14 protein-coding genes and 1 pseudogene are annotated in these 14,597 nt (G+C 42.8%); 6 read left to right on the plus strand and 9 right to left on the minus strand.

The features are described 5' to 3' along the window. Positions 1–43: 43 nt before the first annotated feature. The 3 genes from CWI78_RS06540 to CWI78_RS06550 form a co-directional block, all read right to left on the minus strand. Entirely contained in the window at positions 44–1,042 is a 999-nt protein-coding gene (locus CWI78_RS06540; protein ID WP_157982698.1) for a helix-turn-helix transcriptional regulator, read from the minus strand. A gap of 587 nt (positions 1,043–1,629) precedes the next feature. Beyond that, the gene (locus tag CWI78_RS06545; RefSeq protein WP_126781422.1) at positions 1,630–2,943 is read right to left on the minus strand and encodes a type II toxin-antitoxin system HipA family toxin; all 1,314 of its coding nucleotides are present in this window, start codon (positions 2,941–2,943) and stop codon (positions 1,630–1,632) included. Beyond that, a complete protein-coding gene (locus tag CWI78_RS06550; RefSeq protein ID WP_126781424.1) occupies positions 2,943–3,209 on the minus strand; it encodes a helix-turn-helix domain-containing protein in 267 nt (88 codons plus the stop codon). The genes CWI78_RS06545 and CWI78_RS06550 overlap by 1 nt, the downstream gene beginning before the upstream one ends. A 159-nt stretch (positions 3,210–3,368) precedes the next feature. Between CWI78_RS06550 and CWI78_RS06555 the strand changes: the two genes are divergently transcribed. From CWI78_RS06555 to CWI78_RS06565, 3 genes are all read left to right on the plus strand, one after another. Then, positions 3,369–3,947 carry an HD domain-containing protein gene (locus tag CWI78_RS06555; protein ID WP_126781426.1) on the plus strand — a complete coding sequence of 193 codons (579 nt, stop codon included), beginning with the start codon at positions 3,369–3,371 and terminating at the stop codon, positions 3,945–3,947. Positions 3,948–3,976: 29 nt separating this feature from the next. After that, entirely contained in the window at positions 3,977–4,402 is a 426-nt protein-coding gene (locus CWI78_RS06560; protein WP_126781427.1) for a bifunctional diaminohydroxyphosphoribosylaminopyrimidine deaminase/5-amino-6-(5-phosphoribosylamino)uracil reductase RibD, read from the plus strand. 170 nt (positions 4,403–4,572) lie between these two features. Continuing rightward, positions 4,573–4,983, plus strand: coding sequence for a helix-turn-helix domain-containing protein (locus CWI78_RS06565; RefSeq protein ID WP_126781429.1), 411 nt, complete (start codon positions 4,573–4,575; stop codon positions 4,981–4,983). A gap of 559 nt (positions 4,984–5,542) precedes the next feature. Here CWI78_RS06565 and CWI78_RS06570 read toward each other — a convergent pair. After that, a complete protein-coding gene (locus CWI78_RS06570) occupies positions 5,543–6,469 on the minus strand; it encodes a nucleotidyl transferase AbiEii/AbiGii toxin family protein (RefSeq protein WP_126781431.1) in 927 nt (308 codons plus the stop codon). Between the two features lie 6 nt (positions 6,470–6,475). Continuing rightward, positions 6,476–7,249, minus strand: coding sequence for a type IV toxin-antitoxin system AbiEi family antitoxin domain-containing protein (locus CWI78_RS06575; protein ID WP_126781433.1), 774 nt, complete (start codon positions 7,247–7,249; stop codon positions 6,476–6,478). Positions 7,250–7,543: 294 nt separating this feature from the next. Here CWI78_RS06575 and CWI78_RS06580 point away from each other — a divergent pair, with 294 nt between their 5' ends. Next, entirely contained in the window at positions 7,544–8,026 is a 483-nt protein-coding gene (locus CWI78_RS06580; protein WP_126781434.1) for a hypothetical protein, read from the plus strand. A 52-nt stretch (positions 8,027–8,078) separates the two neighbouring features. After that, positions 8,079–8,594, plus strand: a complete 516-nt coding sequence (locus CWI78_RS06585) for a gamma-glutamylcyclotransferase (protein WP_126781436.1) — start codon at positions 8,079–8,081, stop codon at positions 8,592–8,594. 20 nt (positions 8,595–8,614) lie between these two features. On the opposite strand, the pseudogene CWI78_RS13035 reads toward CWI78_RS06585, so the two are convergent. Next, positions 8,615–9,025 (minus strand): annotated as a pseudogene (locus CWI78_RS13035) (Mov34/MPN/PAD-1 family protein); the annotation flags it as partial. A gap of 354 nt (positions 9,026–9,379) precedes the next feature. Between CWI78_RS13035 and CWI78_RS06595 the strand changes: the two are divergent. Beyond that, complete coding sequence (locus tag CWI78_RS06595; protein ID WP_126781437.1) at positions 9,380–10,981, plus strand: winged helix-turn-helix domain-containing protein; 1,602 nt, start codon at positions 9,380–9,382, stop codon at positions 10,979–10,981. Here CWI78_RS06595 and CWI78_RS06600 read toward each other — a convergent pair. The 3 genes from CWI78_RS06600 to CWI78_RS06610 form a co-directional block, all read right to left on the minus strand. Next, positions 10,956–12,005, minus strand: a complete 1,050-nt coding sequence (locus CWI78_RS06600; RefSeq protein WP_126781439.1) for a serine hydrolase domain-containing protein — start codon at positions 12,003–12,005, stop codon at positions 10,956–10,958. The genes CWI78_RS06595 and CWI78_RS06600 overlap by 26 nt on opposite strands. A 761-nt stretch (positions 12,006–12,766) precedes the next feature. After that, positions 12,767–13,666, minus strand: coding sequence for a hypothetical protein (locus CWI78_RS06605; protein ID WP_126781441.1), 900 nt, complete (start codon positions 13,664–13,666; stop codon positions 12,767–12,769). Continuing rightward, on the minus strand, positions 13,663–14,580 hold the full coding sequence (locus tag CWI78_RS06610) for a tetratricopeptide repeat protein (protein WP_126781443.1): 918 nt from the start codon (positions 14,578–14,580) through the stop codon (positions 13,663–13,665). Before CWI78_RS06610 ends, CWI78_RS06605 begins: the two co-directional genes overlap by 4 nt. Positions 14,581–14,597: the final 17 nt, after the last annotated feature.

The raw sequence follows: 14,597 nt of genomic DNA on the forward strand, positions 1-14,597 counted from the left end.
TTTTAATCGCGTTTCTTCGAAGATAAGGCGATTGAAACTAAAACTATGGTAGCGGGATGCCGTGCGCTTTTCGAAAAGCTGAAGGGGTGACACCAGCATGCTTTTTAAAAGCGGTGTTGAAAGAGGATTTAGAATTAAAACCAATTTCAAATAAAATATCTAATACCGATTGATTGCCAGGCGCAAGAAGAAGTAACTTGGCCTGGCCTATTCTGTATTTATTAATGTAGTTATAGAAAGTTTCTCCGAATCCGTCATTTAACAACGTGGATAATACGCTTTTATCAACTTCGACCATTTCAGCTAACTGTTCTAGCGTAATATCAGGCGAAAGAAATGGTTTCTTTTTTTCCATAACCAGCTCTAGCTTCTGCATCAGAGTCCGCATTTCTGCCGATGCAACGTAACCCATGCGTTGCTCACTTCGCCGTTTTGTCTCTAAATAAGTGACCGGACCTCTGCTTATGTCGGGGTTGTGTAGCGCTTTTAAAACAAACCACAGAACAACACCGAGTGCAGAGAAACTAACGAAGGAGTACATCAAATTCACCACTTCCAGTGATGCATCAATCACCAAGATGTGTTTTGAAACAGCAACAAAATGAGCTGCCAAGAGTACGGTCGTTAACTGCCTTAACCAGCGATAAACGCTTTCATTATATTTTGGCGCGTTGGCTGCATCGGCTTTTTTATAGCGCTTTAAATCGAAGTACATCAGGTAGATATAAAGGAAGAACTGAAGCTCTCCCAAGATAAAAAACAACATAAATTCGGGCTGCCAAGGACTCTGAAGAAACGCTTGCTTCTGTTCAAATGGAAGCCACGCGAAGTCATAGAATAGTGCGCCTAAAAAACCTACAAATAAGCCGAGGTGTACCGTGCTTTTTAAATTAAACTGCGAACCGTTAAAGCAGACGTGCCTTAAGTAAAGAAGCAGGCATGGCATTTGTAAATAGACGCTACCTCGCCGAAATGCATCAATCCACGGATGCTCAAGTAACCAACCGTATATAAATAGACCTGATATATCGAAGCAAACCAATAAGAGGAAAGCAGCAAAGCACCCATTAGCGACTCGGATTTTACTGGGTACGGTTAACAGAAATACGCTTAGGAGCATCAATGTCGTGAAAACCGTAATGCCTAAGGCGTTGATCAACGAAAAATCTAGTCCCTTTATGAGCCCGGCTTCCCTATCATTGTAAATTACGACTTAATGCGTATCTCAGGATTCCAAACAGCGAATTCAGTATGACCTGATCACTATTTAGTCATTTTTTTCATGACCTCTTTTTACGCTAAGTAATCGGTTTGGTCTAGTTGTCTCATTAATTTTATAGCGTCAACTACCTTGGGCTGGGGAGAGGCCATCAAAAGTGCTGCTAAGGAATTGATGGGTAAGGTCAAAAAATTATACCTTGAAGAATCCAAGCAACAAGCTTTGTCACAGATTTGCCACAAGTTACTCAGTCAAAATGGACCATTAGCTAGTAATTTTGAATTTCGAGGCTCTCCCCCCGAAACTCAAAATTAGCGATTTAACGGGCGTAGGGTGGTATTCATGTTTAATCTCAGAGGTTTTTTATAATTGGCGAGATACACCAAACCCCACTACACAATAAGAAGTGTTCATTCGATAAGTAGTCGATGTTTACGCTCCCGCATGCCATCAAAGATTGGTGTCGAGACGCTCGAGGGGAAGTCATCAGGCAAATCGTTCTTCACTCGCTCAATGACCTCATCAACTTGGTCGCACATGCCGGTGATAATTTCGCTCATTCTGGTCGGACTGAATTCAGCCTCTTTCACCGCGTTTAAAAAATGTCGTTTAAAAATTTGATAGATGTTCCACTTTTTACCTCCCGTCCCCCGCAAGCTCATCGCAAGTTTCAAGTCGCGAATATTGAGGCCTGTTCCACCCACAGCAGTATAAGCAGAAATAATGTCGTACAAAGGCGTTAAACGGAAAGCCCCATAAGGCTCAATACGCACAGAGAAATTCTTTCCGTGCCCATCAGTCGCGCCTAATAAAAAGAAAAGCACCTGTGCCCCCATAAAAGTCTCACGATCACGTGTGGAATCAGCAGACCCCTGAAGATGTTTCATAATACTGGCAATCGACGGACCGCTATCCGATTCGTATTTTCGTGCAGATGGCAGGCCAAGCACCTGGCAATAGTCTTCTTGAGGGAGTCGCATTAACCAAGAGTGATCACTTGAATATGTACGATCAAAGCGCTCAATGGCGAGGGCTTTAACATTTGGTGTGATAATTACCTCACAATCCGGTGCTTCAAAACCGAATGCTCGTGCAATTTTTAAGCAGAGCATTTCATTTTCGACGCTGTCACTTAAATCAATTGTGTGATCGTGGCTGTGAATCTTCCCAACCGGAAGTTTAATGATATGAGTAGTCGGCGTGTTTCCATTTGGAATACACCATGCACCATCTATTTTTAACAGGGCTATTTTTTCCTGAGCCCCGGCAATTGATATTCTAAAATCGTCCAACTCCCGAAGCATGCCCAAGGGCGCCTTGGACTGGTAGCCTTTTAAAACACGCTCTAACTTCTCTTCGGTGAGTTTTTCATAACTCAGTTCACGAATATTCCCTGGTTTTTCTCCTGCCGGGACGAACTGCAATGCACCAACACTATCTTTTCCAATAGCTGCCAGTAGATCAAATGCTTGATCGGAGTCGGCTTGATAACGGGCAACAATCCGGTCTCTAACTTCCTCATTGTCAGGCAGCAGGTTATCAAAAAAGTTTATAACCTCGCGCCCTGAATAAGCGTCATGACGTAAGGGCATAGACAAAGAGATTGGCCGTGCACCCTCTTTATCAATCCACATCTCATCATAACGAAATGTGTGAGCGCCGGAATCATTTCGACTCAGGTGACCTACGCGGTAGCCGTTCATATAGACGTCGAGCGTATTCATTACCACTCCTCAGTCCATTTATCACCAGAAGCAGAGCTCTTCTTCCGCACAATGCAGCCTTTGGATTTCACCGCCAGCTCGAGCTCTAAAGCGGACAGCAAGCGAAACAATGTATCGAGCTGCATTTTCTCTGGCATTGATTCAAACTTAGAGACCGTCCCCTGCCTAAGTCCGACTAAATCACCAACCTTAGCTTGACTCAGGCCACGACGTCTTCGTTCATCCCGTAGATAGATCGATAATGCTTTGGGATCAGTAATTTTCATTACATCCTCTCTTATACGCAAATTCGTATGAAACCAGTATTATACGCAACTCCGTATAAGTCAAGATATATACGCGAATACGTATAATCTTTAATGTATACGCACTCGCGTATACAAGGTACGATCTATTCATCTTTAACTATTTAGTGGAGTGACCAAATGAAAAAAATAGAAGAAATCCTCAATTTCATAGTTGAGATAGAAAAATTAAAAGGCGTACAGCGCAAAACGAAACCGGTGGGGTTAGAGCGCTACGAAAACTCAGCCGAGCATAGCTGGCACGTTTGCCTTTCCGCTTTAATGCTAAAGGATTTTGCCAATGAACCGGTAAATATCGAGCGCGTTATCAAAATGCTTCTAATTCACGATCTTGGTGAAATAGACGCTGGTGACACCATTATTTATGCCAGCGAAACGAATGAGCTAAAAGACAAAGAAGCAGCCGGTATTAAGCGAATTCTCAACATTTTGCCCGATGGCATGGAAGATGAGCTCATGGAGCTATGGCATGAATTCGAAGCCGGTGAAACCGCAGATTCGAAATTCGCTAAGGCCGTAGATAGGGTGCCACCCCTGCTTCATAATATTCATGGTGACGGACACAGCTGGAAGGCACATGGAATTACGAAAGATAAAGTGTTTTCTGTAAACCAACGAATTGAGAACGGCAGCGAAGCCCTTTGGTCTGTCATGCGCAATAAACTTGAGGTCGCTGTTGATGACGGCATACTTAAGTAATCCAGATAAACTGGGGGTGAAAGTTTCAAATGTCTGAAAAATTCATGCTAGAAGCTTTGGAAATTTCCAAACAAGCACTTCCCCACTGTGAACCGAATCCTCCCGTAGGGTGTGTGCTGGTTAAAGATGACCAGGTAATATCCAAAGGTTTTACTCAAGTCATTGGTGGAAGTCATGCCGAGGTAGAAGCCTTAAATGCTCATTCAGGAGACCTAAGCGGCATTACTGCATACGTTACGCTCGAGCCTTGTTCTTTTGTCGGCCGGACTGCGGCTTGCGCGAACACACTTCTCGCTTCGGGTATAAAACATGTGGTTATCGCAATGCTTGACCCAGACAACAGAAACAATGGTAAAGGAGTTGAAATACTCCGGGCAGGAGGCGTAGAAGTTGAGGTCGGCCTTTGTTCTGAAATAGTGGCTCAGTTTCTTACGCCTTACTTAGGAAAATCATAAGGACTTGAATGCCATCAATACCTTCTACCAACAAATTTATGCTAAAAGTCAAAAAAGTAGTGCCCCGAAAATATTCGTTGTGTCGCCCACCTGTCGTGTATATTTCGTAACCGACACTGACGTTGTTGCTCCATCATTGAGCCTGAATACAGATACCAGGAGAATTTAAAATGATTAAAAAATTGCGAGAGCGTAAGAGTTGGTCTCAAGAGCAATTAGCGATAATGTCAGGCTTAAGTGTAAGAACAATTCAACGTATAGAAAGCGGTAATAAAGCAAGTATGGAATCTCTTAAATCACTGGCCTCTGTATTCGAAGTTGATGTGTCGAAGCTAACGGAGGAAATTACTGTGATTGATAAAGAGTCTAGATACTGGAAGCAACAACCGACCTGGTTCAAATTAAGTTTGTTTGGCGTCAATAGAAGAAATAAGCTTGTTTGGGTCGAGTACTTAAGCGTGTTGCTGGGGCTGGCAACCTGGATTATACATCCAGACATTTTTGCGACGTCTGCTTTTTTCTTAGCTGCCTACTTAATAAGTAAATTAGTAAACAGAGCGGATAGCCAAAAAGTTTGGTAAAAGATAAGCAAAGGCAGTCAATGCAGAATACCAGAGTGGCTGCCTAAACTATTAAGAGAGAATATCAATTCATTTTGACCGAGACTGTTGCTGAGTCTTTATAAAAGTCCGGGCAAGTTCAGTAGAAACACTACCAAAGTCCCAGAAGGTGTCGGTCTTGGTGTTAATATTGACTGCTACTGCCATCTTGCCTCCGGAGACCAGACCGACGAAAAGTTGCTAAGTGGTACCATACCTACGAAAGTGGATTTATCAGGTGTGGCGCGGCTTAAAGACGATTTTTGATGAGCCCATTTAGCCAGGTATTTCAACTTTTGAGGCCAACAAGCTGCAAAACATGACACATAGAACTATGCCAAAAAGGACACTTAGTCAAAAATGCATCGGATTTAAGGCCAACGAAAGTTTTCGGAGGTAACTCCGAACAAAAAGCACATGAAAAAAGATATATAAACCGCGCCAAATTTGAAATAAAACTGAGTAAATGTGCTACCTTAAGCCCATAGGGCTTAAGGGAAGGGGTACGGGGTAAAGTGGTTTAGAAAGAACACGACGCGCGTTATGAATTGAGAGCTTCCTTAAGTTTGTTATAAGCTATCCGGTGCCTTTCCTCACTCATTTTTTGGAGGTTATTCAGTTTCCAACGAACAGCAGGCAACTGCTCAATATTCGCAATTCCGAGTAATGACCAATCCGGTTTGCGTGACTTAAACGTCAAAAGAAACGACCTCTCCTCGTCAGTAAATGCAGCATGAATACGTTTTACAATTTCCTCTCGCGCAGCCATAAGCTCCACCAGCGGGACATCAATGTCTGCCATCGACTTAAATTCCCCCTCATAAAGGGCAGCAATATCTTTGAAATTGGGTCGTAATAATTCCGAAATAGGACGCGGGTGGCTGATCATATAAACAATTAACGCTCTACGAATATCATCAGTGAGGCCTTCATTATCCAAGAGTAGTTTGACGTCAAACAAGTCCCTAGGGTGTTGCCGATCGAGTGCGGCGCAAATTTTACCAGCATAGAGGTCGGCAAAACTGACCACTGAAATTTCCGCGAACCCGAATTCATTTTCAACCGCTTCAGTAACACTCAAAGCGGTTGATTCGTAGACCGTTCCTCGAAGAACAGGTGACAGCTCTATCTTTATCTGAACCTTTCTACCGCCAACATCACGCTCCACCAATAAACGGAGCGCGTCCTTTTTCACTTCAAATGAGCGTATGACAGTCACATCTTGCAGCGCTGCGGAAAGATTCTTTGCTATTTGCTCTAAGTGACTTGTGATCGTTTGAAGTGCATCACCCCGGTCCATCATAGGTAAAAAGACGAGGTCAATATCAACCGACAGCCTTGGAAAATCTCTGACAAATAGGTTAATCGCTGTACCGCCTTTGAGCGCAAAACAATCATGAGCCGCAACAAATGGTAACACCTGCATAAGCAACTGAACCTGGCGATAATAAATACTATTTCTATCCATGATAATTTACATCTCCTTGGGAACCGTAATTTGCCATTTGTTTTCCAGGCGACCATTTACCGCTACGACTCTCTTACCTGCCCCTAAGTCGTAATCCTCTGACTTCAAGTATTTAAACCAAGGCTGTTGATTACGCTCCGCTAACCAAAAAAATAACCGTTTCACTTTTACATTAAGACAGCCTTTCAACAGCGTATCCAACTTACGAGGTGACAAGTTATGTAACCCCTGAAGAAGCGCGTCAGCATGCTCGAAACTGATATATTTAGGTACCTCGTTGAGCACTTCCAGATAAGCTTTTTCAACACAAGAATAGGTTATTTCCGGCAGACCCTCTGCCCATTCATAGTGACGGAACACACTTTGGTCGAGCAGTAATGACTCAGGCCACAGGCGCTTCGTACCATGCCATGCAAAAGTAGCTCCCACATCTATCTTATTAACCCATGCCGGGAGCTTATCGGGAGAATATAAGTTAACTATAGGATTACCACGTTTGTTTACGAAATGGCTTACGCCGTTTACCGCTAACGCACTCAACCCACCGACATGAACAGGAAGCTTAGCCATTTGCTGCAGTGAAGCGACCACGCCCTGCCAAGTCGGACGGGCTTCATCTCGGTAATAAACACCGGGAACGGCTACGACTAAGGCCCCTCTTCGAACGGAATTGTCGATGTAATGCAAACTTAACCCCTGCTCTTGTAGCCAGCGTTTCGTTGCGACCATACCAAGCGGAAGTTTTTGCTTTAGCGTTTTGCCTGCTTCGTGATTTAGCATGTGATGCTCTTTTGGGTTTACAATGTTATCTATGTACGTTAATTGTTGACGTGGATTTAATATTAGTCAAACTGGCTTGGTTTGATAATAAAACTAAACACGCCGATAAACAACGTATATTTGTTACTTATCAAACCATTTAAGCTCAATAACATCGTGCAACCGACATAAATAGTACTCATTTAGCTGTATGATTTTTGTGCTTGTTGAGATCAATTAACTCTTGTATCGTCCTAAATAGAAACTAATTCAAAATGGATGTGCGTCAATCCGCTACCAACGTCAAGGAGAGTTATGTTGGAGATCTATGAAAGAGTAATTGTTGCTAACGATCAATCATGTACTTCTGGTAACGCTAAAACTGCTATCGTACATGCCTGCAAAAGTCCATGCCATCAGAGAGAGATTGGTTACCGCGGCAACCTACCAAATACCCATCCTAATTACTTGGTATTCGAAAAGGAGAACGATCTATTTCTCAATATAATCGATCCTCCGGTACCGCTGTTCAAGCCGGCCCTCTTTGTTACGTTTTTGGATTTTGCTAAAAATCATTGGGAACAAGGGCAAACCTTACTCATACATTGTAATCAGGGCGAGTCAAGAGCACCTTCACTCGCAATGCTCTTCTTAGCGAAGAGCATTGGATCCATTCCCGACACTTCTTATGAGGCAGCAAGCGCAGCATTTGAAAAGCTATATCCGCGATATAATCCGGGGCAAGGCATTCAAACTTACTTTTCCAAAAACTGGTCGCTTCTTGGGACTGATTTTTAGCAAGAACCTAATACACAGTTAGAATTAAAGTCTGCTTAAAAGGAAAAAACCGATGTTAGTGTTTCAGTATGGCTCAAACATGAGTGTCGCTCGACTGAATTCACCGGATCGCTTAAATGGGGATGCAAAGCTCGTCGGCACAGCTTACACCACTGAGCTTTATAATTTACACTTCCCTGTGTGGAGCAAAGGCAATAACTGCGCTGCAGCAAGCATCAGTCGGAGTTCTCATGGTAGGAAGGTATACGGGACTCTTTATAACATCCCAGATTCACTCGTTAGCCGAGACCAAGCCAAATTTACAGGTAGAAAATCGCTCGATGCAATAGAAGGGGAAGGAAGTAATTACGTGCGATCTACGATTAATGTTGTTCGAAACGATGAAATGACGGTTTCAGCTACAACTTACGTTGCTAAAAAACCTGGACCTGACAAAAAGACCAGTATTGACTACGCGAATCATATTCTTAACGGCGCAAAAGAGAATTCTTTGCCTAGGGATTACATTAATTACCTTATCGCGAAAATCATTGAAAGTAACCCGAACCTGATTGACTTACTCAAGTAGCCAGTACTCTAGATGCCACTTTAATCCACGATCAAATTCAATTGTTCGTATTCACATGAGTCGAATAATAAGAGCCGCCGTGACGCCCTTTTATACTGAACGCAATTAATATTCCATGGCTCAGGATAAGAACCAAAGATAACCATCAAGGGATTTATACAATTCGATTCGGGTGTATTAGCTATTCTCGACAATGTCCGTTTATCTTTCCAACTTAATTGAGGAGAAGAAGTAGGATGAGAATGCCAATCGCCTAAATAAAAAAGCGCCTTATCTTCCTCGTAGAACAACTCTTCTAGTACTTGCAGTTGATACTCCTGATCCGGCTCGAAGCTCCTTTTAGAGCGTTTCGCATTAGGCCCCGCATGTATTAAATGAGTGACGACTAAATCCCCAGCTTCTGAGTAATACCCATAAAATGCCCCTCCGGTCTCGAGGGGACTGTATTATTTTACGGAGTAGTTACACCTAACCTCGAAACCTACAAGGATTAAAGTGTAGCGGTAAACTAAACCCGAACACCATTTTAGGTGGTAGTATTACCCTAATGAAGAGGTGTTTAATGCCAAGAAGGCAACGTCGAACGTTTAGCGCAGAATTCAAACATGATGCAGCTGGCTTGGTTCTTGCCGTTGGATTGTAACGAAAAACGCACCCATTTAGTCTTTCTTCCTCGATAAAGGTATCTAAAGAATCCTAAAGAACTTAAGACTTCATCTTTAATTTAGATTAAGTTTTGCAATATTATCTATCCAAATTTCGCCTAACCATAAACAGTGAGCGCAATGAACGATTTATCAATAAAAACCGACAGCGCTGAATTAGTTGAGTGTACGTCAGCGGGTCTAGTCGTTGATGTTCAAATGCAGCGGGTTACGTTTGAAGGACGACCATTGGCTATCAGGGGGCTAACGTATAAATTACTAATAGAATTCTTACTGTCAGAGAGAAGGGTCTTAAGCACCTCACAATTAGCTGAAAGCGTATGGGGAAAGACTCATGTGAGCGATGAGACAATAGCACAAAGGGTATCTTTACTCAGAAAATGTCTTTCGCCCGTGGGAGAAGACTTAATTGCCTCAGAAAGAAACGAGGGATATAAATGGCTAGCGCAGGTGGAGCTAAATCATAAGTCAGATGCAGCTGAAATCTCCTTTTCGGAAAGCAAAACCAATAGTAGAAGTTTATTAATCAAGTCTAGTGTTCTTGTTGCTCTTGTTTTATTAGCAATTTGGTTATTCAGATTGAACTCACCACAAGAGGCTCAGCACAGTCAATTGAGTGAACACCCTCTATTGCTTCAAAAAGCATTTGAGTTCGCAGGACAAAATAACGCAGCAAGCAATAGTATAGCGACCGAGCTATTCACTGAGTTTCTTGCGAACAACCCTAGCAACATTGATGCTCACATCGGTCTTGCAACAGCATATATAGAAAGGTTTGTGAAGTTTGAGGGGCAAGAGCTATTCCTCGGTTTTGCTGCAGAGCTCATTGACACATTAACTGAAATGGGAGCACCCGTTTGGCAAGTGTCCAAGCTTCAAGCATATTACTTTGATGCCAAAGGAGAAATTGACCAAGCAATTTTCTACTACGAGAAGGCCCTTGAGCACAATTCGGAAGCAGCTCGCCAAATTGCAGCTTCACTAGCTTACCTTTATGTAAGAAAAGGAAGGTTATACGAGAGCCTGCAACTAAACCTGACGGTACTCAATGCGCAGCAAGGCTATACTGTTTTACAGATTGCAGAAATTCTTTATCTCTCTCAGGCAACAGGTTTATCGAAAGATTGGGTAGAGCTAGCCTATAAATTAGCGCCAAACGATGCTTTCGTTGTTACGCAATATGCTAGGGACCTGCACACTCGGGGCGAGAGCGAGGAAGCTTACTCTGCCTTGGAAAAATTCCACGGCTTCAATTTAGGAACAGCTTTTAGTTACACTACATTAGCTGAGTTGGCCATGATAGACGAGCGATGGGAATTAGCCGATCGATCGCTTCAAAAAGCGACGAACCTAGAACAAGGTTATTTTTATTCTCAAACGCTTCATTATTGGTTGTTTAAAAACAACTTCACGGAGGATACCGTCCCTCGTCCGTCTTTAACAAATAGCAATAATGTTTGGCCGAATTGGTACACAGCTCGAAGTGTTGTAGAAATAGCTGATGGAGATTATGGTGCTGCCAAAAGGTCGCTTGCTTCGGCTATCTCACAAGGCTACCTTGATTACACTTATGTACAGATAATGCCGATCTTTTCTCCGTTAGTTGACGACCCCGATTTCAATACTTTAGTCAATCAAATGATACGCTCTGTAAACTCAGAGCGTATCAAAATTAACACTTCGTCGTTACCCGATCCTAATCTAATAGAGCAGGCAATATAGCGGATGAAAGAATAGCATGCGTTTGTTGATGCATATAACGAGTATTATACGCTGTTGCGGTGACAACTACTGTGGTATTTAATTCAGGAATAACAAAAAGGTAGTTCCCTCCATTGCCAGCCGCGGCATGAGTCTCAATTACACGACCATCAACTTCAAACGGAAAGTGCCACCACGTAATTCCATAGGTTGCATTCATCTCCGGCATTGAGACGGAGTATGATTGAAGACTTTTCTCAATCCAATCAGAGTTAATAATTTGGTTTCCAGACCATGCCCCGTTGTTTAACACTAGCTCCCCAATCTTAATTAAATCTCGAGGCTTTATTCTCAATCCTCCTCCCCCCTGAGTAATTCCTTCCTCGTTGTGAAGCCATTCAATTTCTGTAATTCCTAAAGGTCGAAATAAAGCGGTATTAGTATAGGTAGAAAATCTCTCTTCGCTAACAGCCTCAATAGCCGCTGCAGTTGCTGAGATACCTGCCGTACAGTAAGAAAAATCTCTTCCATAGGGTTGTTCACTCATTGGAACCTCCCACGGTGGGTTTGCTCGGGCAGGAAGACTTAAGAAAAAACTTACCCAGTCTCTAGTTAGATACATTCTTTCCTCGTGACCAGCTGAAAGGTTATTCATGTCGTCACACTCAAGAGGGTTTGTCATAGTTAAGAGGTCGAAAAAGGTCATTTCGTCCTTGTATTTACTCGGATTCAGTACAGTTGCGTTGTCGAAAATCGGCAGGACCCTTACAAATTCAGATTCAAAATAACCATCAGAGATGGCTTTTCCAAACATCAACCCTGTCAGACTTTTACTTAACGAACGAACATCATGAAGGTCACTTGCTAGAGTGCCATTATAATAACTCTCATATACGAGCTCGTTATCTCTAGCAACTAGAACACTGCTAAGCTGTTGAGGTTGCAGTTCTTCAATAGCAACGCTTACATTATCCAAACTACTGGCACTGGCGTTATTGTGTGCTAACAACGAACAAAATGTCATACACATTAATTTTACTTTCATTGGAATACCTTATTGGTTATTGATTGCGAACCAATTTTTCCGCAATGAAAGAGGTTTGTCCTTTAAATAAAAATAAAGATATTTAAAGAGGATTTATTTACGTCAGGTTCAGAAAATTTCACCTCTTTTTAATTTGAAGACAGCTAAGAAAAGCTCAGACTTGTTCTTCTCTAGCGTAATAATTCAAAAGGAAGCAACCGCATGATTAAAAATTGGTTAAAGTTAGCCCTTATCACTTTACACGCCTTCATGTTAAGTAACTGGGTGCACGCAGAACAACTAGCAAATCAGTGGCGATTCAGTATTTACAGGAAGGAGTAGTTTAAACTTCTGCCTCCGGAGCAAACATCACCATGCCGCTTTCAAATGGTATTAGTAGGTACTAAGCGTGCAGGCCAAGTACTCTGGAGGATCTGAAGAAATTTAAGCGAGGCCATTTAGCCAGCTATTTTCACGCTCTATCCCGGAACTCTGCAAAAGTTGGCACAAAGGGGTATGGAAAAAAGGATAGTTAGCCAAACATATGCAGCCGCTTATAGGTAGGTTTGTGTCCCCCATATAAGTGGAAATTCCATTGAAGAATGGGTTTCAGGTATGAACGACGTGCGGTTTTTTGATGTCCGGGTGGCTGCTCATTTTCAAGCAATGCATGGGTATGCTTCAATCATACTGGTAAGGCCTGAGATCTCCACTTGACCCATTTTAATGGAAATCTCATCAATGCCATGGCTCTATTCTTGGGGGAAGGTCAGAGGTAGAGGTCAAATTGAAGAACCAAGCTCCGCTTGGTAAAACTCGCGAAGTGCATTCATCCAATGATTGTCAATATTAGATGTTGCTACGATTAACTGAGCAGCACGCTCCGCAATGTCGTTGAGTAATTTGTAACTGGCTCCGGTTTTTCTCAATAACAAATGGTACTCTAGCATCACTTCAAGTTGAGACACTTTGGTTTCCTTCAAAAAGGTCGGCAACTCAGAATTGCTGTCGATGAAGTCGACTGCGGGTGCTATTGCTTTGAGCCCTGCCTCAAACTCGTGCAGAACGGAGTGGGTGCGGGCTTGGTAGCACACTAAGCTGAGCCATAGATTTATTTCATATCTTCCGCTTTTATGTCTCCATACTTGATCGGCAAGCTCTGCGGCTTGTGTGATATGGCGTAGAACCGTTTGATGACTCCCCATTTGCCGAGCAATATCCGCTCGAATTCTATATTGCAAAGCCTCGGCTTGAGTTGCTAATTGCTCAGTGTCTATGAGCTTCATTTTTTTAATCCACTCTTCTGTAGACTGAAGGAGCTGTTCACACTTCGTTATGTCGTCCTTGTTGAGTGCCATAACGGCGCGATTCTGTGTACATAAGACAAGCTCATTTAAGATATGGAAATCACGGGTTTCATCGAATAAGGCTTCAAAATTTTTATTAGCAATGTCAGAGAAATGTTCGGCACTATCAATTGCACCAATGTCTGCGTAACACTCACCAAGACCACCATGGGCGATCGCTAGCTGAAGCCTCGCATAATCCTGGTTCGAGCTCTCGTTTACCTTTGCTGCCCATGAGTCAACGGCTTGTTGATATAACTCCATGGCATGTTCAATATCGCCGCGAGCTCTTGCACTAGCCGCTATACGAATAAGTTCTGAGTCGTCGAATATCATAAGTTGTCATCAAACTCTTGGTTATACCGCATGCGAAGCTTACTCATCTGGTCATAGTGTATTTCAGGTGTTTTGTCTAATAGGTTAGCGGCACGCTCGGCAATATCATCGAGTTCTGAAACGCTGGCGCCAGTTTTCCTTAATAAGAAATGATATTGGGTCATCACCGCAAGTTGAGATATTTTCGTCATATTTAAGAGGATAGGCGAATCAGTAAAGAACTCGAGGTAATGAATAGCTGTCTTGAGTACGTTAAGCCCCTGAGAGAATTGTTTGAGTTCTGTATGGATTTCCGCCAAATAGCAGAGCAATTCTAACCAGAGGTTCGCTTCACTTCGTCCGAGGTGGTGTGCTTTTGCTCGATTAGCAAGCTCTATCGCTCGCTCAATAAAGTCGATGGCGACCTCGTGTCGCCCTTGCTTACGGGCAATATCTGCTCGGATTTTGTTTTGGACAGCTTCGGCTAAGACCGGTTTATTCACGATACCTTCGAAACTCTTCAACTGCTTTACCCACTTGTCTAGCGCTTCAATATTTTGTTCGCATCTAGCTATATCACTTTGTTCTAGCGCCAGAATTGCTTGGTTTTGTAGCGTGACTATAAGGTGTAAAAGCACCTCATAATTCTGGGTATCTACGAACAGCCTTTCGAGCATTCCTTGTGCAACCCCAAAGAAATGCTCGGTTTTATCAATGTCATCAGGCTCTGCTTTATCATAATCCTTGCGTTCGCAATAACAAGCACCTAGGCCACTATAAGATACCGCCAAGTACATATGAGATTCGGTTTCGCCGGGGTTCTCGTTGATTGCTTTCGTCCATTGCTTTACCGCTTGTTGATACAACTCAATAGCGCCGTTTATATCCCCTCGATCTCTCACACTGTCCGCAATTTCTATGAGTTCGATGCTCATTTTATGAAAAACTCCTT

It is taken from the genome of Idiomarina ramblicola (genome assembly GCF_003987255.1).
In the GTDB taxonomy this organism is placed as follows: domain Bacteria; phylum Pseudomonadota; class Gammaproteobacteria; order Enterobacterales; family Alteromonadaceae; genus Idiomarina; species Idiomarina ramblicola.

Bases quoted from the DNA above. Each gene is read 5' to 3' on its own strand.
- CWI78_RS06575 (WP_126781433.1), bottom strand. From the start codon at position 7,249: ATGCTAAATCACGAAGCAGGCAAAACGCTAAAGCAAAAACTTCCGCTT.
- CWI78_RS06600 (WP_126781439.1), bottom strand. From the start codon at position 12,005: ATGAAAGTAAAATTAATGTGTATGACATTTTGTTCGTTGTTAGCACAC.
- CWI78_RS06545 (WP_126781422.1), bottom strand. From the start codon at position 2,943: ATGAATACGCTCGACGTCTATATGAACGGCTACCGCGTAGGTCACCTG.
- CWI78_RS06555 (WP_126781426.1), top strand. From the start codon at position 3,369: ATGAAAAAAATAGAAGAAATCCTCAATTTCATAGTTGAGATAGAAAAA.
- CWI78_RS06565 (WP_126781429.1), top strand. From the start codon at position 4,573: ATGATTAAAAAATTGCGAGAGCGTAAGAGTTGGTCTCAAGAGCAATTA.
- CWI78_RS06595 (WP_126781437.1), top strand. From the start codon at position 9,380: ATGAACGATTTATCAATAAAAACCGACAGCGCTGAATTAGTTGAGTGT.
- CWI78_RS06550 (WP_126781424.1), bottom strand. From the start codon at position 3,209: ATGAAAATTACTGATCCCAAAGCATTATCGATCTATCTACGGGATGAA.
- CWI78_RS06610 (WP_126781443.1), bottom strand. From the start codon at position 14,580: ATGAGCATCGAACTCATAGAAATTGCGGACAGTGTGAGAGATCGAGGG.
- CWI78_RS06585 (WP_126781436.1), top strand. From the start codon at position 8,079: ATGTTAGTGTTTCAGTATGGCTCAAACATGAGTGTCGCTCGACTGAAT.
- CWI78_RS06580 (WP_126781434.1), top strand. From the start codon at position 7,544: ATGTTGGAGATCTATGAAAGAGTAATTGTTGCTAACGATCAATCATGT.
- CWI78_RS06605 (WP_126781441.1), bottom strand. From the start codon at position 13,666: ATGATATTCGACGACTCAGAACTTATTCGTATAGCGGCTAGTGCAAGA.
- CWI78_RS06560 (WP_126781427.1), top strand. From the start codon at position 3,977: ATGTCTGAAAAATTCATGCTAGAAGCTTTGGAAATTTCCAAACAAGCA.
- CWI78_RS06570 (WP_126781431.1), bottom strand. From the start codon at position 6,469: ATGGATAGAAATAGTATTTATTATCGCCAGGTTCAGTTGCTTATGCAG.